The sequence below is a fragment of the Streptomyces sp. MUM 2J genome, assembly GCF_022414535.1.
GTDB lineage: Bacteria > Actinomycetota > Actinomycetes > Streptomycetales > Streptomycetaceae > Streptomyces.
Map to the genome: position 1 here is coordinate 48,791 of NZ_JADWYM010000032.1, position 26,155 is coordinate 74,945.

Genomic DNA, 26,155 nt, shown 5'->3' on the forward strand with positions numbered 1-26,155 from the left:
TAAATGACCGTCAATTCCCGCCCTGCCCGCCCTGTGATCCTGGGACAGAACCAGTACGGCAAGGCCGAGAACCGAGTCGTCAAGATCACGCGGGACGGCGCCACCCACCACATCAAGGACCTCAACGTCTCCGTCGCGCTGAGCGGCGACATGGACGACGTCCACTACTCCGGCTCCAACGCCCACGTCCTGCCCACCGACACCACCAAGAACACGGTGTTCGCCAAGGCCAAGGAACACGGCATCGAGTCCGCCGAGCAGTTCGGCATCCACCTCGCACGCCACTTCGTCACCTCGCAGGAGGTGATCCACCGGGCGCGCATCCGCATCGAGGAGTACGCCTGGGAACGGATCGAGAGCTCCGACGCCAACTCCCGGTTCATCGGCTCCGACGAGGTCAAGCACTCCTTCGTCCGCAAGGGCCAGGAGACCCGCCTCACCCAGATCACCTACGACGGTGAGAAGTGGGAGGTCGTCTCGGGCCTGAAGGACCTGACGGTGATGAACTCGACCAACTCCGAGTTCTGGGGCTACATCAAGGACAAGTACACCACGCTCCAGGAGGCCTACGACCGCATCCTGGCCACGTCGGTCGCGGCCCGGTGGCGCTTCAACTGGACCGACGACGAGCAGAAGATGCCGCAGTGGGAGAAGTCCTACGAGCAGGTCAGGAAGCACATGCTCCAGGCCTTCGCCGAGACGTACTCCCTCTCGCTGCAGCAGACGCTGTACCAGATGGGCTCGCGCATCATCAACAACCGCAGCGAGATCGACGAGGTCCGCTTCTCCCTGCCCAACAAGCACCACTTCCTCGTCGACATGGAGCCCTTCGGACTGAAGAACGAAACCGCCGACGGAGCAGTCTACTTCGCCGCCGACCGCCCCTACGGCCTCATCGAGGGAACCGTGCTGCGGGACGGCTGTGAGGCCCGTATCCCGGTCGACATGACCAACCTCTGACGCGGGACGCGCGTCCCCGGCCCCCGCGCCCGGACCGGGGACGCGCCACCACCGGGACCAGCGCCGGGACCAACCCGTTCTTCCACCATCTCGGCACCCGGAGCCGGCACACGGTTCCGGCACTCAAATCCTCCTAGGGTCCTGCCGTGCCCTCCCCGTGGACGGCGCCCCGTCCACGGGCCGCCACTGAAAGACAAGGAAGCCTCATGGCACCATCGGCAGCCCAGCGCACCGTCATCGAGAACTGTGCGGTCGCGACCGTGGACGCGAACGACACCGAGTACGCGTCGGGGTACATCGTCCTCGCCGGCAACAGGATCGAGTCGGTCGGCGCGGGCAGCGCCCCCGAGGGCCTGGAGAACGTGGAGCGCCGGATCGACGCCAGCGGCCACCTGGCCACGCCCGGTCTGGTCAACACCCACCACCACTTCTACCAGTGGATCACCCGCGGCCTGGCCACCGACCACAACCTGTTCGACTGGCTGGTCGCCCTCTATCCGACCTGGGCCCGCATCGACGAGCAGATGTGCTACGCGGCGGCGCAGGGATCGCTCGCCATGATGGCGCGCGGCGGTGTCACCACCGCCATGGACCACCACTACGTCTTCCCGCACGGATCCGGCGACCTGTCCGGCGCCATCATCCGGGCCGCCTCCGAGATGGGCGTCCGCTTCACCCTGGCCCGCGGTTCGATGGACCGCAGCGTCAAGGACGGCGGTCTGCCGCCGGACTTCGCCGTCGAGACGCTGGAGGGCGCGCTCGCCGCGACCGAGGACACCGTCGCCGAGCACCACGACGCCTCCTTCGACGCCATGACCCAGGTGGCCGTCGCCCCCTGCTCACCGTTCTCCGTATCCACCGAACTCATGCGGCAGGGCGCCGAGCTGGCCCGGCGCCTGGGTGTACGACTGCACACCCACGGCTCGGAGACCGTGGAGGAGGAGAAGTTCTGCCACGAGCTGTTCGGCATGGGCCCGACGGACTACTTCGAGTCGACCGGCTGGCTCGGAGAGGACGTGTGGATGGCGCACTGCGTCCACATGACCGACTCCGACATCGCCGCGTTCGCCCGTACCGGGACCGGCGTCGCCCACTGCCCGTCGTCCAACGCCCGCCTCGCGGCCGGCATCGCCCGCGTACCCGACATGCTCGCGGCGGGCGTGCCCGTGGGCCTCGGCGTCGACGGCACCGCCTCCAACGAGTCCGGTGAACTCCACACCGAGCTGCGCAACGCCCTGCTCATCAACCGCCTCGGTGCCCACCGCGAGGCCGCGCTGAACGCCCGCCAGGCGCTGCGGCTCGGCACCCACGGCGGCGCGCGGGTCCTCGGCCGGGCGGACCAGATCGGCTCGCTGGAGCCGGGCAAGCTGGCCGACGTGGTGCTCTGGAGGATGGACACGCTCGCCCACGCCTCCATCGCCGACCCGGTGACCGCCCTCGTCCTCGGCGCCGCGGCACCGGTCACCGCCTCCTTCGTCAACGGCCGGCAGATCGTCGAGAACGGCCGTCTGCTGACCGCCGACGAGGACGCCGTCGCCCGCTCCACCCGCGCCGAGGCCCAGCGCCTGGCCAGGATCGCCGCCCAGGGCTGATCCGCGGCGGAACGCCGCGTCCCCGGGCCCGCCGAGCGCGGGCCCGGACGAGAACTCCGGCCGTGAGGGACGGCTCCCGGCCGGGGCCCGTGGATCCGAGCGGGATTCACGGTAGCCGTCTCCGGGGCGCGCGTGGACGCGCGCGCCCCGGAACGGTCACCGTCCACCGTTCACCCGTGCCACCCCCGTCACGGTCCCTCCCCCACGCTCGCGGCGGCCAGCGCCCGGGCGGGGAGGTCCCCCCCCATGACCACCCGCACCACCTCCCTGAACCCATGTCGACGGCGACGTGCTAACCGACCGGAGGAGCCGCCGTGGCCACCCACCCCGTGGACGAGAAACTCCCCGCCCTGAAGATGGCGACCAGCGGCCTGCAGCACGTGGCCGCCATGTACGCCGGTGTCGTCGCCCCACCCCTGATCGTCGGCGCGGCCGTGGGCCTGTCCGCGGCCGAACTCACCTTCCTCACCGGCGCCTGCCTGTTCACGGCGGGTCTCGCCACCCTGCTGCAGACCCTGGGCATCTGGAAGATCGGTGCACGGCTGCCGTTCGTCAACGGGGTCACCTTCGCCGGCGTCGCCCCGATGACCGCGGTCGTCGCCTCCACCGACGACCCGACCGACGCCCTGCCGATCATCTTCGGGGCGGTGATCGTCGCCGGTGTGCTCGGCTTCGTCGCCGCACCCTTCTTCGGCAAGGCGGTCCGCTTCTTCCCGCCGGTCGTCACCGGATCCGTGATCACCCTCATCGGCGTGTCCCTGCTCCCGGTCGCCTTCGGCTGGGCCCAGGGCCCCGACCCCGCTGCCGAGGACTACGGTTCGGCGACGTACCTCACCCTGGCCGGTCTCACCCTGGTGATCGTCCTGCTGCTGCGCCGCTTCACCCGCGGCTTCGTCAAGCAGATCGCCGTGCTGCTCGGCCTGGGCGCCGGCACCCTCATCGCGATCCCGTTCGGTGTCACCGACTTCGGCCCGGTGACCGATGCCGACGTGATCGGCTTCCCGACTCCGTTCCACTTCGGCGCCCCGCAGTTCCAGCTCGCCGCCGTCCTTTCGCTGTGCGTGGTCATGGTGGTCTCGATGACCGAGTCGACTGCGGACATGCTGGCGCTCGGTGAGATCGTCGAACGCCCCTCCGGCGAGCGGACCATCGCCGCCGGACTGCGCGCCGACGCCCTCGGCTCGGCGATCAGCCCGCTGTTCAACGGCTTCATGTGCAGTGCCTTCGCGCAGAACATCGGCCTCGTGGCGATGACGAGGATCCGCAGCCGGTACGTCGTCGCGACCGGTGGCGGTTTCCTCGTCCTGATGGGCCTGTGCCCGATGGCCGCCTCGCTGATCGTGGTCGTGCCGCGCCCCGTCCTCGGCGGCGCCGGCGTCGTCCTGTTCGGCTCGGTCGCGGCGAGCGGCATCCAGACCCTGGTGCGGGCCGGGCTCGACCGGGACAACAACGTCCTGATCGTGGCCGTCGCCCTCGCCGTCGGGATCATCCCGATCACCGCGCCGGACTTCTACCACGCCTTCCCCGCGACCGCGAGGATCATCCTGGACTCGGGCATCTCGACCGGCTGTGTGACGGCCGTCCTGCTCAACCTGGTCTTCAACCACCCGGGCAGGAGCAGCGGGGCCCAGGACGTCACCCATCCGATGGAGGCGGGGGAGGAGATCGCCGCCGCACACTGACGCACGGGCGGACTGACCCGGGGGAGGACGGCCGTGCGACACCGTCCTTCCCCGGCCGTCTCTCCCCGCGGCCGTATCACCCGGGCGGCCCATACGGCGGGCCGCGGCGCCGCCGACGTTCCGTGCCACCTCCGGGCGGGCGGCGGCACCGGGATCCGCCCGGCGTCGGCTACAGGCCGAACAGGCCCGGATCCCGCGCCAGTTCCTTGAACCGCTCCCGCGGGTTGGCGACCAGTCTGCGCTCCCCCAGGTCGAGCAGGCCGGCGACCGCGGTGATCTCGGCGGACACCGTTCCGTCCGTCCTGCTGATGGTCTGCCGGATGCGGAACGTCCTGCCCTCGCCCCACTCGAAGACGCACGACACGTCGACCTCGTCACCGGCGAGGAGCTCGCGGCGGTAGCGGATGGTGGTCTCCAGGGCGACCGGACCGACCCCGGTCGCGATCAGTCCGGCCTGGGTGATACCGGCGGCCTGGAGCAGCGACCACCGGGCGTGCTCGGCGTAGTTGAGGTAGACGCTCTGATTGAGATGGCCCTGCACGTCGGTCTCGTAGCCGCGCACGGTGACCCGGACGGAAAACGGCTCGCTCACTGGTTCCCCTTCGTTCCACGCGGTGGCCTGTGCGGCCACCGGCCCCGTCGTCCCCGATCCTGGCACGCCGTTCACACCCGGCGCGGTGAGGCCAGCAGGTAGCGGGCCCGGGAGCGGGGCTCGGTGTGCTCGCCGGTCTGCCAGCCGGCCCGTTCGAGCGTCGCCGCGCAGGCGCCCAGGGCGGCGGTGTCCTCGTCGTGGACGGCGACTGCCTCCGGCTGCGCGGTCGCCCGCACCCGGTAGCCGGGGCCCTCCGGCCCCGCGGGCCGGTGCCCGGCCGACTCCAGGGCCAGCGCGGCCGCCCGCACCAGATGCGCGCGCTCCCAGCCGCACGGCCGGTCCGTCGCCCCGTCCGGGTTGGTCATCCGGCGCAGCTCCAGCAGCCCCTGCCAGGCGCTGTGGACCTCACGCAGCCGGGCCGGCGCGGCTGCCGGCGCGTCCGTCTCCCCACCGACGCGCGCGGCGAACACGGCGCCGTCCGAGCCGTCCGCGGGTGCGGGCGGCTCCGGACCGGACTCCCGGGTCCGGTGTCCGGCCGGGGTCAGGAAGTGGTCGTGCGGCGGTCGCGGATGCCTGAAGGCCAGCCCCCGCTTCACCAGCGCGGCGAGCTGCGCCGGTGTCCCCCGCACCCGTCCGGTGACGGGGTCGGCGGCATCGATCACACGCCGCTGCGCGGCGGTCGGCGGACGGGTCACGACGCGCTCCCTCCCGGTGTGCTCTCCCCGCTTCCCCCTGCCTTCGCAGGCTACGCCGGGGGTCTGACATTCCACGCGGCGATCACCGGCCGCGCGTGCTCGGTGCCGAGCCGGCACAGTGTCCCCGTCGCCAGCTGGAACAGCGCTCCCGCGGACGGGCGCAGGCCCAGTCGCCGCGCGGTCAGCACCCGCAGGAAGTGCCCGTGGGCGACGAGCACCACGCACCCCTCGGTGTTGGCGAACGCCGCGTCGACCTTCGCCAGTATCCGGTCGGCCCGTTCCCCGACCTGCTCGACGCTCTCCCCCGGACGGTCCGGCGGGCCCGGCACCACGCCGTCCCTGAAGAGGAACCAGTCCGGCCGCTCCCGCTGGATCTCGACGGTGGTGACGCCCTCGTACCCGCCGTAGTCCCATTCCCGCAGATCCGCGTCGACGCGGACGTCGTGCAGCCCGATCAGCTCGGCCGTCTCCCGGGCCCGCTGCAGCGGGCTGACGAACACGGCACCGATCCGGTGCGACCGGACGAGCGGCACGAGCCCCCGCGCCTCCTGGCGTCCGTGCTCGGTCAGCGGCACGTCGGTCCGGCCGGTGTGCCGCCCCGACCGCGACCACTCCGTCTCGCCGTGCCGGACCAGAAAGAGATCGCTCATGAACCCAGGCTACGAGTCCTGACCTCCGGCTTCGCGGTGTCGCACCCGTGTGGGGGTCCCGTCGGTGCCGGACGGATCGAGCGGCACGCGCGCGGCCGGCGACGCGGCACGTACCGCCCGGGCACCGGCGACCGGGGGACGGAGGAAGGGCGGTGGGTGCCGACCGCGGCCGGCGGGGCGCACGTGCACGACCCCGCGGATCGCACCGCCGCGCCGGGTCCGGGTGGGGACGGCCCGGGGGCGCCGGGCCGGGCCGCGGACTGCTCCCGCCCGGCCGCTGCCGGCGGTACCGGCCAGGCCTCCGCAGGTGACCGCGCGGACCGCTACTGCCGGTACCCGCCCAGGAATCTCCCGATCCTCCCGATGGCCGCCTCCAGGTCGTCGGCGTGGGGGAGCGTCAGGATGCGGAAGTGGTCGGGGGCCGGCCAGTTGAAGCCGGTGCCCTGGACGACCTGGATCTTCTCGCGCAGCAGCAGGTCCAGGACGAACCTCTCATCGTCGTGGATCCGGTGGACGGCGGGGTCCAGACGGGGGAAGGCGTACAGCGCGCCCTTCGGCTTCACGCAGGACACGCCGGGGATCTCGTTGAGCTTCTCCCAGGCGACGTCGCGCTGTTCGCGCAGCCGGCCGCCGGGCGCGGTCAGCTCGCGGACGGACTGGCGCCCGCCGAGGGCTGCCTGGATGGCGTACTGGGCGGGCGCGTTGGCGCACAGGCGCATGGAGGCCAGCATGGTCAGGCCCTCCAGGTAGTCGCGCGCGTGCTGCTTGGGGCCCGTCACCACCAGCCAGCCCGAGCGGAAGCCCGCCACCCGGTACGTCTTGGACAAGCCGCAGAAGGTGAGGACGACGAGGTCGGGGGCGAGGGCGGCGGCCGAGTGGTGCACGGCGTCGTCGTAGAGGATCTGGTCGTAGATCTCGTCGGCGAGGACCATCAGGCCGTGCCGTCGGGCCAGGTCGAGGATGCCCTCGACGATCTCCCTGGGGTACACCGCTCCCGTGGGGTTGTTGGGGTTGATGATCACGACGGCCTTGGTGCGGTCCGTGATCTTCGAGGCCATGTCGGCCAGGTCCGGATACCACTCCGCCTGCTCGTCGCACAGGTAGTGGACCGCCTTGCCGCCCGCCAGTGTCGTCACCGCCGTCCAGAGGGGGAAGTCCGGCGCGGGCACGAGGATCTCGTCGCCGTCCTCCACCAGCGCCTGCACCGCCATCGACACCAGCTCGCTGACGCCGTTGCCGAGGAAGACGTCGTCCACGCCGACCTCCAGGCCCAGGTTCTGGTAGCGCTGGGCGACCGCGCGGCGGGCGGAGAGGATGCCGCGCGAGTCGGTGTAGCCGTGTGCCCGGGGGAGCATGCGGATCATGTCCTGGAGGATCTCCTCCGGCGCCTCGAAGCCGAAGAGGGCCGGGTTCCCCGTGTTGAGGCGCAGCACGCTGTGGCCGGCCTCCTCCAGGGCGTCGGCGTGCTCGATCACCGGTCCGCGGATCTCGTAGCAGACCTCGCTGAGTTTGTTCGACTGCCGGAACTCCATGCGCCGTCCCTCCGGAATCTGACGTTGCTTGGTTTTACCAAGTGGGAGCTTGGAAAGTCCAACAACATGTCTAGACTGCGTCGCATGTCTCCTCGCCGAAGCTACGACCAGTACTGTTCCGCAGCACGCGCCCTCGACGTCGTCGGCGACCGCTGGACCCTGCTGATCGTCCGGGAGCTGCTCGCCGGGCCGCGCCGCTACACCGACCTGCACGCGGACCTGCCGGGGGTGAGCACCGACGTCCTCGCCTCGCGGCTGAAGGACATGGAGCGCGACGGGCTCGCGGAGCGACACCGGCTGCCGCCGCCCGGCGCCGTGTACGTCTACGAACTCACCGGGCGCGGCAGGGAGCTGCTGCCCGTGCTGCAGGCCCTCGGGGTCTGGGGGCAGGCCGAGCTGGCGGAGCGGCGGCCCACCGACGCGGTGCGCGCGCACTGGTTCGCACTGCCGCTGCTCAGGGAGCTGGAGCGAAGGGCGGGCTGGGCCGGACTCGTCGAGGTCCGGCTGGAGGAAGGGGTCTTCCACCTCCATGTCGGCGCCCCGGACACGCCGGTCTACGGCGACGGGCCGGCTCCCGGGGAGCCCGACGCCCGGCTGGTCCTGGATTCGGCGACGTGCACGGCCCTGGCCCGCGGGGAGCTGGGGCTGGCCGGCGCGGTGCGCGACGGGCGGGTCGAGGTACAGGGCGACGGCGCGCCCGCCAAGGAACTCCGGGAGACGTGACGAGCCCGCCGCACCATCGGTGCGGCGGGCCCTCGTGGCGTCGGTTCCCGCCGCACCCGGTGGTGCAGCGGGCCCTGATGACGTCACGTCGTCCAACGGGTTGTCATCCGGCGAAGTGGCATCCGAAGGGGTGCCGCCCGGCGGGGTGTCACCCGGCCGGCGGCACTCGCGAGGGCCTGCCCGAGCCGCGTGTCAGCACGTACCCCCCGATGCCCGCGAGCGCGGCCAGCATGCCGCCGATCGCGGTCCACACCCAGCGGTCTGTCCACCAGCCGGAGGACCAGCCGTCCTCGGGGTCGATCGCCGACAGCACCGCGGAGCCCGGCTTGCCGTCACCTGAGTCCTCGTTCGCCGAGGTCACCGCGATACCCGGCACCAGCGGCTTCGCCAGCGAGCCGTCCACCGCCGCCGCGCCGCCGATGTCCTTGGACTCCACGCGCACCTCGGCGCTGACGGGCAGACCGAGGTCGTCCTGGGTCAGGCCCACCACGGTCAGCCGGATGTAGTACGTCCCCGGCAGCGGGTCGTCCGCCCACGGCTCCGACCAGGACCGCACCGTGCGCAGCGTGCAGGACAGCCCGACCGTGGCGCCGCCCGGGGCGGCGGTGCGGGTCTGCGCACCGTACTGGCAGGCCTGGCGGCGCCGCAGTCCGTCGTACACGTCGACCTGCCACGTCTGGCGGCCCGACTGCGACGGAGGCAGCTTCACCGTCGCCGTGACCGTGGGCCGCTGGCCGATGTCCGCGGGGAACGACCAGTACAGGTAGTCACCCGTGGAACCGCTCGCGGTCGCCGTCTGTCCCTGCTCCGTCTCCGCCGCGGTGCGGAAGGAGGTGCCCGCCTCGGTCGGCGCCCCACTGCCGCCCGACGGCTCGGGCGAGGGGGAGGAGTCGGCTGCCGCCGGGCCGGCGGCCAGGCCGAGGGCGAGCAGTGCGGCGCTCAGCGCCTTGGTGATACGCATCAGTTGGTCCTCCACACCGCGACTCGCCAGCGTGACAGCCAGCCCCACACCAGTCCGCCCAGGAAGCCGGCGACGACCAGCGCGCCCAGCAGCCACCAGCCGCGGCCCAGCCCGAACGAGGCCACGTCGCCCGCCGGGGACGGGCCGTCCACCACGTCCACGGTCAGCTCCAGCGGCAGGCCCGGTGTGCTCTTCACCCCGGCCGCCGCCGCGAAGGAGTGCGTGACCTGCAGGCACACCGTCTCGGCGGGCGTCTCCTCGTCGTCGCTCTCCGCCTTCGGATACCGCAGACCGGTGGAGACCACATCCGTACGGCCGTTGCCCGCGGCCTCGCCGCGCACGATCTCGCGGCCGTGCACCGTCACCGCGCGCAGCAGCACACCGTAGTCCGGGCTGACCGCGCGGTCCGCGGCCACGCTCACCGCCGCACGCAGCTCCTGGCCCGGCTCGACGTCCACCCGGTACCAGCGCTCCCGGCCGAACTCCTCGCGGTCGGTGTACAGGCCGGACTTCAGGGTCGGTGCCTTGGCGCACTCCGCGGCGCCCTCGGTGGCCACCGGGGTGACCACGGGATCGGCCGCACGGTCCACCAACTGGTTGACCCGGTCGGTGAGTTCGTTTGCGTGCTCGACGGAGGTGTACGTGCCGCCGGTCGCCTCGGCGATGCAGCTGAGCTGCTTGCGCATCTTCGCGTTCGGCACCAGGCCGAGTGTGTCGATGGTCAGGCCGATGCCCTTGGCCGCTATCTCACGGGCCACCTCGCACGGGTCGAGCGGGGCGCAGGTGTCCTCGCCGTCGCTGATCAGCACGATGCGCTTGGACCCCTCCCCGCCGTCGAGGTCGTCCGCCGCCCTCAGCAGTGCCGGGCCGATCGGCGTCCACCCGGTCGGCGTGAGGGTGGCCACCGCCGCCTTGGCCTCGGTCCGGTCCAGCGGGCCCACCGGGAACAGCTGTGCGGTGTCCTTGCAGCCGGTCTTCCGGTCGTCGCCGGGGTAGGTGGCGCCGAGGGTGCGTATGCCGAGCCGCACCTCCTCCGGGGTGGCGTCCAGCACCTCGTTGAACGCCTGCTTCGCCGCGGCCATCCGCGACTGCCCGTCGATGTCCTTCGCCCGCATCGAACCGCTGACGTCGATGACGAGATCGACCTTCGGTGCGTTGGCGGTGGTCTCGTCGGCGACCGCCCCCGCCGGGAACGCGAGCCCGGCCGCGAGCGCGGCGAGCAGGGCCCCCAGCCCTGCCGCCAGCCGTTGTCTTGTGATCATCGGCGGATCCTATTGACCGAAGCCGCTCCGCTTCAAAACGGACGTGGCCGTCAGGACCGCCCGGCGTCGCCCAACAGGCCCGCCGGCCAAGCCCGGTAGAACACAGCCAGGTTGACACCGCAGGGGATCCGGCCGTCCGCGGCCATCGCCTCCCTCTCGTCCGGTCTCACCGTGATCGCCCGGCCGAGCGCCCCGCGGCTTCCAGGGCACCGACGTGGTCGACTCGCGCCGCCGGCGGAGCATCCCGGAGTCGAGCCCCACAGGAAGCCGACCTCTGCTCCCGCGCCGCCCGTGCCGGTCGACTCCCCGTGCGTTCGCCACGGTACGGCACCACCCGGGTGAGCGATCGCGCCTGTGTGGCCATGATCTGATGATGCGTCAGGTGTGGTGGCCGGTCGCCGCCTCCGGGCGGGGCAGGTGCGTCCACCGGTCGCCGCCGCCGGCGGACGAGAGCCGCATGAGCGTCAGCGCCTTCGCGGGCAGGGGCTGTTCGCGCAGTGCCCGGAGGTCGGGCGTGTCCGGCAGGTCCGGTCCGGCCGCTGCCAGCGCCGCCGCCAGGGCGGGGCCCGAGCCGGCCGTCGCCGCCAGCGAGCCCGCCACGAGGGAGCCGAACAGCTTGCGCCGCAGGGCGGCCACGTCATCGGTGACGATCCGCCCGGACAGCTCCGGCAGTGCGATGCCGTGCCGCGCCAGCCGGGCCGGGCCGACCCGGATGTCCGCCAGGTCGCGGTAGACCAGCCGCAGCGGCTCCCCCCGCCCCGACAGCACCACCAGCAGGTTCTGGCCGTGCGCCTCCAGCGCGACCCCCAGCTGGAGCAGCCGCAGCCCGACCGTGAGCGCGAGCCGCGCGAACGCGGCCGTCCAGGCCGCCGACCCGGTGAGCCCGGTGGCCGGCAACGCCGCCACCGGGACCACGTGCTCACCCGGCCCCGCGTACCGCCGCGGCGACTCGCGCAGCACCGCCGCCAGGTCCGGGGAGCCCGCCGTGGCCGCGCCCAGCGTACGGGTGACGTGCAGCAACCCACCGGTGCGGGCGGCGACGTCCTCCGCGAACGCCGACAGCGCCGCCGCCATCCGCACCGAACCCACGGAGATGTCCCGGACCGACGACGTCAGCCGTGCACTGAGCGCCGTCTTGACGTGCGGGCCCTCTGGCAGCGCGAGCGTGCGCACCGGCATCAGCGGATGCGCCGCGGGTCCCTCCACACACCCCCGCTCCAGCACGTGCTCCGCCTGCCAGGGATGCACCGGCAGCACCACCCGCCCCCGTTCCCTCAGCCATCGCGGCCAGGAGCCGGACACCAGGCACTCCTCCGCCGGAACCGCCAGCAGGCCCAGCCGCACCACCGGCCGGTGCTCCGGGCCGTACGCGAGTTGATCGGCCACCGAAAAACCGGGCCGGGAACGGCAGTTGGGATGGTATGGATGCCCGTCCACCACCTGCTGCTCCCATTCCCAGTCGGTCGCCGGCCACTCTTTCGGGCGATCCGGGTGATCCGAGCGGTCCGGACGGCCGGCCCGTGCCAGCGCCAACGAGGCGACGCTGTGGGCGAGTTCGGTGGCGAACACGGTCCCGTGCGGCACGGCGAGGGCGGCCATCAGCCGCTCCGGACGGTCGTACGACACCCCGTCCAGCTCCACGGCCGGGACGCGATCGGCCGTCGCGTACGGGTCCGCGGCCGGGCCGTGCAGCCGTCGGCCGTCCGCCAGCCGTACGGTGAGGCCGCCCCCGGCGCTCTCGCGGCGCTCCACCCAGGGCAGCGGCTCATGGGCGAAGCCCCGCCACAGCCTGGTCAGCACGGCCGCACGGGCCCCCGGCAACTGCCGGGTGAACTCCGTGACGAGACCGGGCCGTACCGCGGCCAGCTCGGCGGCGACCTCGTCCTCGGCGGTGGCAGGTCGGTGCACGATCGGGCTCCTCGGGTACGAGTAGGGCGTCAGGGCGGGTGGTGGCGGCGGCGATACTGATCGTCTCCGCCCGACATGACCGCAGGGAACGAGTGGAACGCGTGGACCTCATGCCCCAGGCCGCCGGCGACGACGCCGGGGCCCACGATGATGCCGCAGCCGCCACCGGCCCGCCCGCGCCGGCCCGCCTCGCCGCCCCGCCCGGTGCGTGCGTGCGGCCCGGCCCCGCCGCCGGCGGCCCGCGCGCCGGAGCCGCGGCCGACGCGTACGCGGCCGCCCCCCTGCTCAACTGTCTCCTGCGGGAGGTGGCCCGGCCGGTTTCCGGTGAGGACGGCCGCCCCGTGTACCGGCTGCCCGGCACGGGCCGGCTGCTGCGGGTGCGCGGCACCCGCCGGCCCGCCGACCCGGAACTGGGCACGGACGACGGCTGGCGCCTGCTCGGCCACGCCGACCTCGTCGCGCTCGTCGCCGAGGAACTCCTCCGGCACACCGGCCTGCCCAACCGCGAACTTCCCGCCGAGATGGCCGACAGCCGGGACGCCGTCGCCGCGCTGCTCGGCGCCCGCGCCCGCGCGGCCCCACCCGAGGACCACTACCTGCGATCCGAGCAGTCCCTGATCACCGGTCACCCCCACCACCCCGCCCCCAAGGCCCGCGGTGGCCGCCCGGCGGCGACCTGGCTCCCGTACGCGCCCGAGGCACACGCCCGCTTCCCGCTCGTCCTGCTCGGACTGCGCGAGGACGCCGTCGTCGAGGACGGCGACACGACCGCCCTGGACGCCCTCGGCACCGCCCCGCCCGGCTACCGGCTGCTGCCGGCCCACCCCTGGCAGCTCGACCTCGTCGGCCACCGCCTGACGGCGGCCTTCGCGGACGGCCGGCTCGTCCGGCTCGGCACGACCACGTCCGAGGCCTGGCCGACCGCCGCGATCCGCACGCTGTACGCGCCGCAGGAGGACCTGTTCGTCAAGTTCAGCCTCGACGTGCGCATCACCAACGACATCCGCCGGCTGTGGCGGCACGACCTGCTGAGGCTGCGCCACGCCGACCGGGCCGCCGCGCACGCGGTCGCGTCGGCCCGCGGTCCCGCCGCATGGCTGAGCGACCGCGGGTACCGCACCGCCGCCTTCGCCTTCGAGGAACTCGCCGTCCTGGCCCGGGAGGGACTCCACGACCGGCTGCTGCCCGGCGCGACCCCGCTGCTCGCCGCCGGTCTGGTGGAGGACTTCCCGGGCAGCCCCCTCGCCGCCGCCCCCGACCCGGCCGCCTGGTGGGAGGCCTACCTCGCCGCCGTCGTCCCCCCGGCCCTGACCGCCTACGCCGACCACGGCGTCGTCCTGGAGGCACACCTGCAGAACACGCTGGTCGCCGTGGACGCCTGCGGGACGCCCGTGCAAGCCCTCTTCCGGGACGCCGAGGGCGTGAAACTGCTGTCGGACGTCGGCCGGGCGGCCGGGTGGAAGCGGCTGGTGTACTGCCTCGTCGTCAACCACCTCACGGAGGTCGCCGGGGCACTCGCCGAGCACCACCCCGGCCTGGACCCCTGGCCGGCCGCGCGCCGGGAGTTCGCCCGGCACCGGCTGCCCGAGACCGCCGCACTGCTCGACGCCCCGACCCTGCCGGGCAAGACGAACCTGCTGCTGCGCTGGACCGGCGCCGACGGCGGCGACGCCCGCTACCGGCCCCTGCCCAACCCACTGGCGCAACCGCCGACCCGGGGGCCGGGCCCCGGCGCGTGAATCCGTGGCGGCCGGACGCCTGGGCGGTCCCGCGCCGCCCCCGAAGAGCCTGAACCCCCCGGGCGCACCCGGAGTCTCCGAGAGGCGGCGGGCTCAGGCGGGACGGGCGAGATCCTGCACCCACACGGTCCCGTCGGGGCCTTTCGCGGTGCCGACGCCCACGTCGCGGAACTGGCAGTCGAGCATGTTCTCCTGGTGGATCGAACCGTCCGTCCAGTCCGCCACCACGACTGACGGGTCCGAGGTGCCCCGGTCCAGGTTCTCGCCCCACACACTCCAGTCGTACCCGGCGGCGCTGATCCGCTCGTCCGCGTGCCGCCCTTCCGGGTTCGCGTGATCGAAGTAGCCCCGCGCCACCATGTCCTCGGCGTGCCGGCGGGCAGCCTCACTGAGCCGCGGATCGATCCTCAGCGGTGCGCAGCCGGCCTGTGCCCGGCGGGCGTTGACGAGCTCGGTGAGGCGCTGTTCGGGAGTCGCCGCCGCGGGGGCGGGCTTGCGGGTACTGGGCTTCGGAGTCGGAGTCGGAGTGGGAGTGGGAGTGGGAGTGGGGGACGGCGGGGGCGAGGCCGTCACCGCAGCGGAGGAGGAGCCCGCCGTCCGCACGGCTCCGGGCTCGGGCGCCGGCTCCGAGCCGGGCCACAGCAGGGCGAGCAGCAGCGCACCGGCCGCCACACCTCCGCTCGCGGCGCCGACCACGGGCCACACGCCGCCGGAGCCACTCGCGCCGGCGCTCTGCCCGACGGAGCCGGTCGCTCCCGGGAGGCCGCTCCCGCCTGCCCCCTCGACTCCGGTACCCGTGCCCGGCGGGCCGTTCATCCCGGCCGCGGCGCCCGGGGAATCGGCGGGACCGGTGGCACCGGCGGGACCGGGATGCCCGTGCAGGCCGGTCAAGTGGGACAGGACGGCGGGGTAGCCGTGCAGGGGTACCACCATCGCCATGCCCGCCAGCAGCCCCTGCGCCGGTATGAGGTCCGTCCAGTGCGCGGAGCACGTGGGGCACGTGCGCGCGTGCCGGACGATCCTCTTGCGCCATACGGACGACGGCACGCCGTCCCAGACCGCGGTGACCTCCCCCAGTTCACCGCAGGGGGTCCCGGAGCCGAGGGCGCGGACGACGACGCGGCTCGCCTCCAGCCGCTCCTTCATGCGCTGCACGCGCACGGCGGCATGCTGGGGAGTCACGCCCAGGGCGGCTGCCAGGTCGTCCCGGGTGAGCCGTCCGGCGGCCTCCTGCCACCACAGGGCCAGGACCTCTCGGTCGTTCTCGTCGAGCCAGCGGGTCGCTTCGGCGACCTCGCGGCGCTGTCCGGAGAGCCCGAGCCGGAGAATGGTCAGGTCGACGAAGTCGGCGCCCGGGTCCGCGGCGTCCGGGACGCTTTCGAGGGAGGTGGCCGTGGCACGCTGCCGGACGTGCCAGCGGTGACGTATCTGGTTCACGGCTATGGCGACCACCCAGGATCGGAAGCGCGAGGGCTCCCGCAGCCCGCCGAGGCCGTGGAGCGCCCGGAGCACCGTCTCCTGGACGACGTCGTCCACGTCCGCGTGACCGTCCAGCGCCCGCCCCACGATGTTGTAGATCAACGGCAGGTAGTCCGCCACCAGCTGTTCCCGCGCACGCCGGTCACCATCGCGCGCGGCGGTCACCACATCCGCCTCGTGCAGGTCGTCCCTGTTCATTCGCTTCTCGCCTCTTTCCCCCCGCCCTCGAAGCAGACCACCGGGACATGCCGCAGCCACTCGTTCGCGTGCCCCGCACGGCCGCCCTGGAGCCGGAGCCAGGGACAGTACCGCACGTGTGTTCTGGAGCGAGCGGGTCCCGCCCGCAGCGGTGCAACGGCGCAGCAGAGTCACCCGCTTCCGCAGAACTCGTTATGCGGGGCGCGTGGACCGCTCTCCTATGTGCCGGAACGACCGGCCAGTGAATCGTCGGAGTGGAGCCACCATGCGTCATCGTCACCCTCGTCACACGCGCGAGCCGGGTGGGAGCCGGCCCTCGGCCCCGGCGACGGACGACCTCGCGAGCACACCGGGTGCTCTCCACACCGCCCCGGACGGCACCGGGTCCCGCGCAGACCGCGGGAGGCGGCGCCGCCGCGTGCAGACCGGACGACTCGCCGTCGCCGCGGTGACCGCCTTCGTGGTCACCGCGGGCGCGGGCTACGCCCTGATGGGCCACGGGGACGGTACGCACGTCGAGGTGACGACCCGGGAGGAGGCAGCCGGGAACCGCACCGGGGAACCCCTGGCCGAGGCGTCCGTCACCTCCAGCCCCCACGCGTCCGCGTCCCGCACCGCCCCGGCCTCGGCCTCGGCGTCCGTCACGGCCACGGCGAAACCGGCCCGGACCGGAAGCCCCTCCGTCCGCCCCGGGGCGGGCGCGGACGCGGAACGCGCCACACCCACGCCCAGGGCGAGCCCGACGCGGCGGACCGCGACCCCGCGCCCCACACCCACCGCCGGCGCCGCCGCTCCCGGGAGCCCGGCCACCGGCACAGCCGCCGCCCTCGCCCGGGAGGTGCTGCAACTCACCAACGAGGAGCGGGCCAAGGCGGGCTGCGCGCCACTGCGCACCGACAGCCGTCTCCAGACCGCCGCACAGGCCCATGCCGATGACATGGCCGCCCGCGACTACTACGAGCACGACACACCGGAGGGGAAGGATCCCGGCGACCGGATGCAAGCGGCGGGCTACGACTGGCGCAAGTGGGGCGAGAACATCCACCGGAGCCCGAAGGACGCCAGGACCGCGGTGCGGGACTGGATGAACAGCCCCGCGCACCGCGACAACATACTCGACTGCGGATTCAAGGACCTTGGCGTCGGCGTGAACCTCAGTGCCAACGGTCCGTGGTGGGTACAGGACTTCGGCACCCTGAGCTGACCCGCCGCGTACGGTTCCCCCGTCGTGCGGCACGGGGGCCGGCACCCCCAGAGCTCATCCGTGCCCCGATCGTGCTGGAGGCGGCGGGGCCCGTGGTGACGCCGGTGCGATGGCTCGGGAATACCTCTCCGGCCGTCACGCTTGCCTACTATGCTCACTTCACGCAGGAGGCAGGCCGAAGCAGGTGTCGCACCGCCGTCGGCGACTCCCGGGGAGAAAGGGAGACGAGCATGTCGTTCGGAACTCCCCGGATTCTCCGCAGGGGCGATCGCGGGCGTTTCCCGGCTTGCCGCACCTCGGAGGTGGCCGTGAACCACGAGGTGGAGATGCGACGGGACCTTCGGACATGTTGAGAGAGGTCACCGCGACCCGCTACGTCGAACCTCTCCGCTCCGGCGGCTCGGTGCCCGGCATCGTCGAGGCCGACGACCTCGGCACCTACGTCGTGAAGTTCACCGGCTCCGCGCAGGGCCGCAAGGCCCTGGTCGCCGAGGTGGTCGTCGGAGAGCTGGCCCGGGCGCTCGGCCTGCGCTTCCCCGAGCTGGTCCTGGTGCACTTCGATCCGGCGGTCGCCGCGGACGAGCCCCACCAGGAGGTGCGGGACCTGCACGCCGCCAGCGCGGGCGTCAATCTGGGCATGGACTTCCTGCCGGGTGCGCGGGACTTCTCCCCGGAGGTCGCCGAGGTCTTCCCCGTCGACCCGGTGGAGGCGGGCCGGATCGTCTGGCTGGACGCGCTGACCGCGAACGTCGACCGCACGGTGCACAGCTCCAATCTGATGGTGTGGCCCACCCTGGGGGTCGCGCCGCCGCGGCTGTGGCTGATCGATCACGGTGCGGCCCTGGTCTTCCACCACCGCTGGGACGGCGCCGACCCGTCGAGGGCCTACGACCTCCGCCACCACGCCCTCGGCCGCTACGGCCCGGACGTGCGCGCGGCCGATGCCGAACTGGCCCCGAAGGTGACCGCGGACCTGCTGCGCCGGATCGTCGCTGAGGTGCCGGACGCCTGGCTGGCGGACGCTGCCGGACCCGATGAGACGCGTGAGGCGTACGTCGACCACCTGTACGCGCGCGTGCGGCACTCGGCGGCCTGGCTCCCCACTGATTTCCCCGGCCGCGAGGTGCTGGCGGCCGAGGAGGCGCGCCGCGCGGCACGGACCCGGGCCGGCCGGCCGGCCGGACTGGCTGAAGCGGGTTCCCGACCTGCACGGCAGGCCCGGCGCGGAACGGGACTGGTCGGTGCACCTGGGATGAGGGGCGCCACGACCGGCACGACGGACGGCGTGAGGAACGATGCGAGGGATGGCAGGGTGGGTGACGTGGTGAACGACGTGAGCGGCGCCCGGCGCGTGGAGATCGAGTACTGCACGCAGTGCCGCTGGCTGCCGCGGGCCGCCTGGCTCGCCCAGGAACTGCTCACGACGTTCGAGGCGGAGCTGACCGAGCTGGTGCTCCGTCCCGGCACGGGAGGCGTCTTCGTCGTCCGCGTGAACGACGAGGTGGTGTGGGATCGCCGTGAGCAGGGGTTCCCGGAGCCCACGGCGGTCAAGCGGGCCGTACGCGACCGGGTGGCCCCGGGCAGGTCCCTGGGCCACTCGGACGGTCCTGCGTGATGTTCAGCCGCGCAGCTGCTCGTAGGCCGGCAGGGTGAGGAAGTCGGCGTAGTCCTCGTCGAGGGAGACCGTCAGCAGGAGGTCGTGGGCCTGCTGCCAGTTGCCCGCGGCGAAGGCCTCGGCGCCGATCTCCGCGCGGATGTTCTCCAGCTCCTCGGCGGCCACCTTGCGGGCCAGGTCGGCGGTGACCCGCTCGCCGTTGTCGAGGACGACGCCGGCGTTGATCCACTGCCAGATCTGCGAGCGGGAGATCTCGGCGGTGGCGGCGTCCTCCATGAGGTTGAAGATGGCGACGGCGCCGAGACCGCGCAGCCAGGCCTCGATGTAGCGGATGCCGACCTGGACGGCGTTGACCAGTCCGCCGTACGTCGGCTTGGCCTCCAGGGAGTCGATGGCGATGAGGTCCGCGGCCTTGACGTCGACGTCCTCGCGCAGCCGGTCCTTCTGGTTCGGCCTGTCGCCGAGCACCCTGTCGAAGGACTCCATGGCGATCGGCACGAGGTCGGGGTGGGCGACCCAGGAGCCGTCGAAGCCGTCGTTCGCCTCGCGGTCCTTGTCGGCGCGGACCTTCTCGAACGCGACCCTGTTGACCTCCGCGTCCTTGCGGGACGGGATGAAGGCCGCCATGCCGCCGACGGCGTGGGCGCCGCGCTTGTGGCAGGTGCGGACCAGGAGTTCGGTGTACGCCCGCATGAACGGGGCGGTCATCGTCACCGCGTTGCGGTCCGGCAGGACGAACCTGGCGCCGCCGTCACGGAAGTTCTTGACGATGGAGAACAGGTAGTCCCAGCGGCCCGCGTTCAGCCCGGAAGCGTGGTCGCGGAGTTCGTAGAGGATCTCCTCCATCTCGTACGCCGCGGTGATCGTCTCGATCAGGACGGTGGCGCGGACGGTGCCCTGCGGGATGCCGACGTGGTCCTGTGCGAAGACGAACACGTCGTTCCACAGCCGGGCCTCGAGGTGCGACTCGGTCTTCGGAAGGTAGAAGTACGGGCCCTTGCCGAGGTCGAGGAGGCGCTGGGCGTTGTGGAAGAAGTACAGGCCGAAGTCGACGAGGGCGCCGGGGACCTGCCGTCCGCCGGCGTCGACCAGGTGACGCTCGTTCAGGTGCCAGCCACGGGGGCGCATGACCACGGTGGCGAGCTCGTCGTTCGGGCGCAGGGCGTAGGACTTCCCGGTGCGCCCGTCGGTGAAGTCGATGTCGCGGGTGTAGGCGTCGATCAGGTTGAGCTGGCCGAGGACGACGTTCTCCCAGGTCGGCGCGGAGGCGTCCTCGAAGTCCGCGAGCCAGACCCGTGCGCCCGAGTTGAGGGCGTTGATGGTCATCTTGCGGTCGGTGGGGCCGGTGATCTCCACGCGCCGGTCGTCGAGCGCGGCAGGAGCCGGGGCCACCTTCCAGGAGTCGTCCGCCCGGATCGCGGCGGTCTCCGGCAGGAAGTCGAGGGTGGAGGTGCGGGCGATCTCGGCGCGGCGCTCTGCGCGGCGGGCGAGGAGTTCGTCGCGGCGCGGCGTGAACCGCCGGTGCAGCTCGGCCACGAAGGCGAGTGCCGCGTCGGTGAGGACCTCTTCCTGCCGGGGCAGGGGCTCGGCGTCGACGATGGCCAGCGGGGACGGCGCTGGTGCGGACATGAACTGTCACTTCCTTCAGCGAGCGTGGCACCGGGTGCCGGAGGGTGCGGAGAGGCGGATCGCACCGGCGACGGGCCGTCGCTCACGTGTGGTGAGCGGAACGAGGCAGGTCGGGTGCTTCTGGCTAATGGATAGTAGTTTCCTCATCGTGGAACTTCAATGGTTTGTTGATGTCGAGATTCTCCGAGTCGAGGGAAGGTGGCGCCCGGTGCCACCCCGATCACTCAAGGTGGCCGAGGTCCGCGACGGTGTCGATGTCGTGGGGTGCGGCCACGTCGCCGCACTCGACGAGGGTGATCTCGGCCTCGTGTGCCTTCAGGTAGGCGCGTGCCCCGCGGTCGCCGGTGGCGGTCGCGGTGACACCCGCCCAGTGCGCGGCGCCGAGGAGTACGGGGTGCCCGCGTACGCCGTCGTAGGCGGCGGAGGCGAGTGAGGTCTCGTCCGTGTACGCGGCCAGGACGCGGGCGACGGCCTCCGGTCCGATGCCGGGCTGGTCGACCAGTGAGACCAGGGCGGCCCGTGCGCCCGTTCCGGTGAGCGAACCCAGCCCGGTCCGCAGGGAGGAGCCCATGCCCTGCTCCCAGTCCGGGTTGCCGACGAGGACGCAGCCGTCGAGTCGGGCCCGCTCGCGCACGCCGTCCGCGTCGGCCCCCAGGACCACGTGCACCCGCGTGCACCCCGCCGCCCGCAGTACCGCGACGGCGTGTTCGACCAGAGGCCGGCCCCGGTGGGTCAGCAGCGCCTTGGGTCGCCCGCCGAGCCGCCGCCCCCCTCCCGCGGCGAGCACCAGTCCCGCAACAGCCTCCGTCGTCCGGGTCGTCCGAGGTGTCGTCATGGAGCCTGCATACCGCACGGGGGTGGCGGAAGGCGGCGGTGGCGCGTGGTGGGCGTCGTCACCGGGCCGCCCGGGCCGCGGGTCCCGGGTTCCCGCTTCCGGTGCCCGGTGCCCGGGGTCCGCGGTTCCCGGTGTGCGGGATCAGCCCCCGTTGCCGGAACTGGCCAGGGCTTCCGACAGCTCGCGGGCGACCTGCTGGAGCAGCGGCACCATCGTCTCGGTCGCCGCTTCGGTGACGCGGCCGGCGGGGCCGGAGATCGAGATCGCCGCAGTGGTGGGGGAGTCCGGCACCGAGACGGCGAGGCAGCGGACGCCGATCTCCTGCTCGTTGTCGTCGACGGCGTAACCCTGCCGCCGCACGTCCTCCAGTGCCGCGAGAAACCCCTCCGGCGTGGTGATGGTCTTGTCGGTCGCGGCCGGCATGCCGGTCCGGGCGAGCAGCGCGCGCACCTCCCCGGCGGGGAAGTCCGCCAGCAGTGCCTTGCCCACGCCGGTGGAGTGCGGCAGGACGCGCCGCCCGACCTCGGTGAACATGCGCATCGAGTGCTTCGACGGCACCTGGGCCACGTAGACGATCTCGTCGCCGTCCAGCAGGGCCATGTTGGCCGTCTCGCCGGTCTCCTCGACCAGGCGGGTCAGGTAGGGGCGGGCCCAGGTCCCCAGCAGCCGGGAGGCCGACTCGCCCAGGCGGATCAGCCGCGGGCCGAGGGCGTAGCGGCGGTTGGGCTGCTGGCGCACGTAGCCGCAGGCCACCAGCGTGCGCATCAGGCGGTGGATGGTCGGCAGCGGCAGGCCGCTGCTCGCGGACAGCTCGCTGAGGCCGACCTCGCCGCCTGCGTCCGCCATCCGCTCCAGCAGGTCGAAGGCGCGCTCCAGGGACTGGACCCCGCCCGAGGCGGCGGACCTGGCGGAGTCGGTGGTGCTGGCGCTGGACGTCGGCACGGCGCGTTCCTTTCGCGGCTGGCAGGAGGGGGCAGCAGCCTACCCGGCAGTCGGTTGACTCCCTGCTTGTGTGTAGCTACGTTCTGCTTGATGGAATTCTAATTCCACTTAGTGGAAACGTCCAGAGGGTCTCCGGTGGGTGCACTGTGGACGAGTGTGCCCTTGACGGCTTTAGGGCGGGAGTGAAGACTCCGCACTGGGATTCAACAGTTCGTTGAAGTTTGTTACGCGCCATCACATCGCGTTTCCCGCAGGTGAACCGGTGAGAGAGGGGTCCGGGTGTCCGAGGCTGAACTGGTGCTGCGCTCGCGGCGCGTGGTCACTCCCGAGGGGACGCGCGCCGCGTCGGTCGCGGTCGCCGCCGGGAGGATCACGGGCGTACTGCCGTACGACGCCGACGTCCCGGCCGGTGCCCGCCTGGAGGACCTCGGCGACGACGTCCTGCTGCCGGGCCTCGTCGACACCCACGTGCACGTCAACGACCCCGGCCGAACCGAGTGGGAGGGCTTCTGGACGGCCACTCGCGCCGCGGCGGCCGGCGGCGTCACCACCCTCGTCGACATGCCGCTCAACTCCCTGCCGCCGACCACCACCGTGGGGAACCTGCGGGTGAAGCAGGAGGTGGCGCGCGACAAGGCCCACGTCGACGTCGGCTTCTGGGGTGGCGCGCTGCCCGACAACGTCAAGGACCTGCGCCCGCTGCACGAGGCAGGCGTCTTCGGCTTCAAGGCCTTCCTGTCGCCGTCCGGTGTGGACGAGTTCCCGCATCTGGACCAGGAGCAGCTCGCCCGGTCCCTGGCGGAGATCGCCGGATTCGGGGGCCTGCTGATCGTGCACGCGGAGGACCCCCACCGCCTGGCCGCGGCCCCGCAGCACGGCGGCCCCGAGTACGCGCACTTCCTCGCCTCGCGTCCGCGCGACGCCGAGGACACCGCCATCGGGAACCTCGTCGCACAGGCCCGGCGCCTGGACGCGCGCGTGCACGTGCTGCACCTCTCCTCCGGCGACGCCCTGCCGAAGATCCGCGCGGCGAAGGCAGAGGGCGTGGCGATCACGGTGGAGACGTGCCCGCACTACCTGACCCTCACCGCCGAGGAGGTCCCCGACGGCGCCAGCGCGTTCAAGTGCTGTCCGCCCATCCGCGAGGCGGCCAACCGGGACCTGTTGTGGCAGGCGCTCGCCGACGGGACCATCGACTGCGTGGTCACCGACCACTCGCCCTCCACCGCGGACCTGAAGACCGACGACTTCGCCACCGCCTGGGGCGGTATCTCCGGACTCCAGCTCAGCCTCTCCGCCGTCTGGACCGAGGCCCGTCGCCGCGGCCACGGGCTGGAGGACGTCGTCCGCTGGATGTCCGAGCGGACGGCCGCCCTGGCCGGTCTGGCGGACAAGGGCGCGATCGCACCCGGTCGCGACGCCGACTTCGCGGTCCTGGCGCCCGACGAGAGCTTCACCGTGGACCCGGCCACCCTCCAGCACCGCAACCGTGTCACCGCGTACGCGGGCAGGACGCTGTACGGCGTGGTGCGGTCCACCTGGCTGCGCGGGCAGCGGATCGCGGCGGACGGCATGTTCACCGAGCCGCGGGGCCGCCTGCTCACCCGCCACCCGTAGCCCCGCGCCTCCCTCTTCTCCCGCTCCCGCAGCCTTCTCCCGCTCCCGCAGCCTTCTCCCGCTCCCGCAGCGGCCGACCGAACGAAAGGCAGGACCTGATCACCGTGACGGCGATTCCCAGCTTCACCGGCGACGCGAACCCCTACGGCGGCGGCGACCCGTACGCGGACTACCGCACCGCCGACTTCCCCTTCTCCCACCACGCGGACCTCGCCGACCGCCGGCTCGGCGCCTCGGTCATCGCCGCCAACGACGAATTCTTCGCCCAGCGGGAGAACCTGCTGCTGCCCGAGCGCGCCGAGTTCGACCCGGAACACTTCGGGCACAAGGGCAAGATCATGGACGGCTGGGAGACCCGCAGGCGCCGCGGTGTCTCCGCCGAGCACCCCTGGCCGGCCGCCGACGACCACGACTGGGCGCTGATCCGCCTCGGCGCCCCCGGCGTCGTACGCGGCATCGTCGTGGACACCGCGCACTTCCGCGGCAACTACCCGCAAGCCGTGTCCGTCGAGGGCGCCTGCGTACCCGGCTCCCCGTCCCCCGGGGAACTCCTCGCCGACGACGTCAAGTGGACCACCCTGGTCCCGCGTACCCCGGTCGGCGGCCACGCGGCCAACGGCTTCGAGGTCGCCGTCGAGCAGTGCTTCACCCACCTGCGCGTCAACCAGCACCCGGACGGCGGCATCGCGCGCCTGCGTGTGTACGGCGAGGTCGTTCCCGACCCGGAGTGGCTGGCGGCCCTCGGCACCTTCGACGTCGTGGCGCTGGAGAACGGCGGCGGCGTCGAGGACGCGTCGAACCTGTTCTACTCGCCGGCCACCAACACGATCCAGCCGGGCCGCTCCCGCAAGATGGACGACGGCTGGGAGACACGCCGCCGTCGTGACCAGGGCCACGACTGGATCCGCTACCGGCTCGTCGAGCAGTCCGCGATCCGCGCCGTCGAGATCGACACCGCCTGCCTGAAGGGCAACAGCGCCAGCTGGGCGTCGGTGTCCGTGAAGGACGGCGAGAACGGCGAGTGGCGGGAGGTCCTGCCGCGCACCCGCCTGCAGCCCGACACCTGCCACCGCTTCGTGCTCCCGCAGGCGGCCGTCGGCACGCACGCGCGCGTGGACATCTTCCCCGACGGCGGTATCTCCCGCCTGCGCCTGCACGGTTCGCTGACCGAGGAGGGCGCCGCGCGGCTGGCGGCACGCCACCAGGAACTGGGCGGCTGACGCTCCCGGGACCCGCTGCGAAGGCACCGCCGTCCCGCCCGTGGGCTCGCCCCGAGCGTCGCGGGTCGGGCGGGGCGGAGGCCCCGGCCCGTGCGCCCGGCCGCCGCCCCAGCGGGGACGAGGACCTCGCGCACATCGACCCGCGTGCTGCGTCTGCCGTCCGAGGAGGACCGGGGGACGGCGGAGAGCGGGGCCGTCCGGAGGGCCGTTGTCCACGCCCGCCGGACGAACCGATGAGTTGCGGGCACCGGCCGGGTCTGAGGTGATGACGGCAGAACCCGCCGAGCCAGGAGGAGGAACCCGCCATGGGCACGCTCGTCTCCACGATCTTCGTCACCCTCGACGGCGTCTACCAGGCGCCGGGCGGCCCGCAGGAGGACACCAGTGGCGGCTTCGCCCAGGGCGGCTGGAGCTTTCCGTACGCCGACGACGACTTCGGGCGCTTCGTCTCCGGGGTCTTCGACCGCGCGGGCGCCTTCCTGCTCGGGCGCCGGACGTACGACATCTTCGCGTCGTACTGGCCGAAGGTGACCGACCCCGCCGACCCGGTCGCCGCCCGGCTCAACTCCCTGCCCAAACATGTCCCCTCGGCCACGCTGACCGACCCGGCGTGGAAGGGCACGAGCGTCGTCCGCGGCGACCTCGCCAGGGAGATCCCCGCCCTCAAGGCGGATACCCCCGGCGAACTCCAGGTGCACGGAAGCGGCGCCCTCGTCCGCTCCCTGCTCGACCTGGGCCTCCTCGACATCGTGCACCTGCTGACGTTCCCGGTCGTGCTCGGGGCCGGTCGCCGCCTCTTCCCCGAGGGCACCGTGCCCACCGCGTTCCGGCACATCGCCGGCGAGGTCACCATGGCGGGCGTCTCCCTCCAGACCTACGAGGTGGACGGCCCGGCGCGCTACGGCTCGTACCCGATGCCGGACGAGTCGCGGGCCGCTGGTTAACTCCCTGAAACATCAACGGACGTGACGGGAAAATCAGCAGACCTGACGTTGACGTGACGCGGTCTACGCGCGTCATCATGAGGGCATGAGATTCCGCCCACGCGTCTCGTGCACCGGCTCCCAGCACGCCCGTTGTCCGCGGCCGGCGCCGTCTTCGGCGCCGGAGGGGGAACGTC

Annotated in this window: 21 protein-coding genes and 1 pseudogene; 11 read left to right on the forward strand and 11 right to left on the reverse strand. The window is 72.9% G+C overall.

The window, feature by feature from the left end; genetic code table 11:
- Positions 1-3 precede the first annotated feature (3 nt).
- The 3 genes from pucL (at position 4) to I3F54_RS23165 (ending at position 4,234) form a co-directional block, all read left to right on the forward strand.
- A complete protein-coding gene (gene pucL, locus I3F54_RS23155; protein ID WP_240120772.1) occupies positions 4-960 on the forward strand; it encodes a factor-independent urate hydroxylase in 957 nt (318 codons plus the stop codon).
- 206 nt (positions 961-1,166) lie between these two features.
- Positions 1,167-2,552, forward strand: a complete 1,386-nt coding sequence (locus tag I3F54_RS23160) for an 8-oxoguanine deaminase (RefSeq protein ID WP_240120773.1) — start codon at positions 1,167-1,169, stop codon at positions 2,550-2,552.
- 314 nt (positions 2,553-2,866) lie between these two features.
- Positions 2,867-4,234, forward strand: coding sequence for a nucleobase:cation symporter-2 family protein (locus I3F54_RS23165; RefSeq protein ID WP_240120774.1), 1,368 nt, complete (start codon positions 2,867-2,869; stop codon positions 4,232-4,234).
- Positions 4,235-4,403: 169 nt separating this feature from the next.
- Here I3F54_RS23165 and I3F54_RS23170 read toward each other — a convergent pair whose 3' ends face one another.
- From I3F54_RS23170 to I3F54_RS23185, 4 genes are all read right to left on the reverse strand, one after another.
- Positions 4,404-4,826 (reverse strand): thioesterase family protein, encoded by a 423-nt coding sequence (locus I3F54_RS23170; RefSeq protein WP_240120775.1) that lies wholly within the window; start codon positions 4,824-4,826, stop codon positions 4,404-4,406.
- A gap of 71 nt (positions 4,827-4,897) precedes the next feature.
- On the reverse strand, positions 4,898-5,521 hold the full coding sequence (locus tag I3F54_RS23175) for a hypothetical protein (protein WP_240120776.1): 624 nt from the start codon (positions 5,519-5,521) through the stop codon (positions 4,898-4,900).
- A gap of 50 nt (positions 5,522-5,571) precedes the next feature.
- Positions 5,572-6,171 (reverse strand): histidine phosphatase family protein, encoded by a 600-nt coding sequence (locus tag I3F54_RS23180; protein ID WP_240120777.1) that lies wholly within the window; start codon positions 6,169-6,171, stop codon positions 5,572-5,574.
- Between the two features lie 323 nt (positions 6,172-6,494).
- On the reverse strand, positions 6,495-7,703 hold the full coding sequence (locus I3F54_RS23185; protein ID WP_240120778.1) for a pyridoxal phosphate-dependent aminotransferase: 1,209 nt from the start codon (positions 7,701-7,703) through the stop codon (positions 6,495-6,497).
- An 84-nt stretch (positions 7,704-7,787) separates the two neighbouring features.
- On the opposite strand from I3F54_RS23185, the gene I3F54_RS23190 reads away from it, so the two are divergent.
- Positions 7,788-8,426, forward strand: coding sequence for a winged helix-turn-helix transcriptional regulator (locus I3F54_RS23190; protein WP_240120779.1), 639 nt, complete (start codon positions 7,788-7,790; stop codon positions 8,424-8,426).
- Between the two features lie 148 nt (positions 8,427-8,574).
- Here the strand turns inward: I3F54_RS23190 and I3F54_RS23195 are convergent, their stop codons facing one another.
- The 3 genes from I3F54_RS23195 to I3F54_RS23205 form a co-directional block, all read right to left on the reverse strand.
- Complete coding sequence (locus tag I3F54_RS23195; protein WP_240120780.1) at positions 8,575-9,387, reverse strand: hypothetical protein; 813 nt, start codon at positions 9,385-9,387, stop codon at positions 8,575-8,577.
- On the reverse strand, positions 9,387-10,649 hold the full coding sequence (locus tag I3F54_RS23200) for a VWA domain-containing protein (RefSeq protein WP_240120781.1): 1,263 nt from the start codon (positions 10,647-10,649) through the stop codon (positions 9,387-9,389). Before I3F54_RS23200 ends, I3F54_RS23195 begins: the two co-directional genes overlap by 1 nt.
- Before the next feature lie 378 nt (positions 10,650-11,027).
- A complete protein-coding gene (locus tag I3F54_RS23205; RefSeq protein ID WP_240120782.1) occupies positions 11,028-12,557 on the reverse strand; it encodes an IucA/IucC family siderophore biosynthesis protein in 1,530 nt (509 codons plus the stop codon).
- A 110-nt stretch (positions 12,558-12,667) separates the two neighbouring features.
- On the opposite strand from I3F54_RS23205, the gene I3F54_RS23210 reads away from it, so the two are divergent.
- Positions 12,668-14,296 carry an IucA/IucC family protein gene (locus I3F54_RS23210; protein ID WP_275676681.1) on the forward strand — a complete coding sequence of 543 codons (1,629 nt, stop codon included), beginning with the start codon at positions 12,668-12,670 and terminating at the stop codon, positions 14,294-14,296.
- A 93-nt stretch (positions 14,297-14,389) separates the two neighbouring features.
- On the opposite strand, the gene I3F54_RS23215 is transcribed toward I3F54_RS23210, so the two are convergent.
- Complete coding sequence (locus tag I3F54_RS23215; protein ID WP_240120784.1) at positions 14,390-15,973, reverse strand: sigma-70 family RNA polymerase sigma factor; 1,584 nt, start codon at positions 15,971-15,973, stop codon at positions 14,390-14,392.
- Between the two features lie 418 nt (positions 15,974-16,391).
- Here I3F54_RS23215 and I3F54_RS23220 point away from each other — a divergent pair, with 418 nt between their 5' ends.
- From I3F54_RS23220 to I3F54_RS23230, 3 genes and pseudogenes are all read left to right on the forward strand, one after another.
- Entirely contained in the window at positions 16,392-17,177 is a 786-nt protein-coding gene (locus I3F54_RS23220) for a CAP domain-containing protein (RefSeq protein WP_240120785.1), read from the forward strand.
- 346 nt (positions 17,178-17,523) lie between these two features.
- Positions 17,524-18,433: pseudogene (locus I3F54_RS23225) on the forward strand (HipA family kinase).
- The gene (locus I3F54_RS23230) at positions 18,430-18,792 is read left to right on the forward strand and encodes a SelT/SelW/SelH family protein (RefSeq protein ID WP_240120786.1); all 363 of its coding nucleotides are present in this window, start codon (positions 18,430-18,432) and stop codon (positions 18,790-18,792) included. The pseudogene I3F54_RS23225 and the gene I3F54_RS23230 overlap by 4 nt, the downstream one beginning before the upstream one ends.
- 3 nt (positions 18,793-18,795) lie before the next feature.
- Here the strand turns inward: I3F54_RS23230 and aceB are convergent, their stop codons facing one another.
- From aceB to I3F54_RS23245, 3 genes are all read right to left on the reverse strand, one after another.
- A complete protein-coding gene (gene aceB, locus I3F54_RS23235) occupies positions 18,796-20,421 on the reverse strand; it encodes a malate synthase A (protein WP_240120787.1) in 1,626 nt (541 codons plus the stop codon).
- A 220-nt stretch (positions 20,422-20,641) separates the two neighbouring features.
- Positions 20,642-21,256: an NTP transferase domain-containing protein gene (locus I3F54_RS23240; protein WP_240120788.1), complete on the reverse strand. Its 615-nt coding sequence runs from the start codon at positions 21,254-21,256 to the stop codon at positions 20,642-20,644.
- A 141-nt stretch (positions 21,257-21,397) separates the two neighbouring features.
- A complete protein-coding gene (locus I3F54_RS23245) occupies positions 21,398-22,198 on the reverse strand; it encodes an IclR family transcriptional regulator (protein WP_240120789.1) in 801 nt (266 codons plus the stop codon).
- Positions 22,199-22,477: 279 nt separating this feature from the next.
- Between I3F54_RS23245 and allB the strand changes: the two genes are divergently transcribed.
- The 3 genes from allB (at position 22,478) to I3F54_RS23260 (ending at position 25,979) form a co-directional block, all read left to right on the forward strand.
- Positions 22,478-23,815: an allantoinase AllB gene (gene allB / locus I3F54_RS23250; protein WP_240120790.1), complete on the forward strand. Its 1,338-nt coding sequence runs from the start codon at positions 22,478-22,480 to the stop codon at positions 23,813-23,815.
- 104 nt (positions 23,816-23,919) lie between these two features.
- On the forward strand, positions 23,920-25,035 hold the full coding sequence (gene alc / locus I3F54_RS23255) for an allantoicase (RefSeq protein WP_240120791.1): 1,116 nt from the start codon (positions 23,920-23,922) through the stop codon (positions 25,033-25,035).
- A 305-nt stretch (positions 25,036-25,340) separates the two neighbouring features.
- Positions 25,341-25,979, forward strand: coding sequence for a dihydrofolate reductase family protein (locus I3F54_RS23260; RefSeq protein ID WP_240120792.1), 639 nt, complete (start codon positions 25,341-25,343; stop codon positions 25,977-25,979).
- Positions 25,980-26,155: the final 176 nt, after the last annotated feature.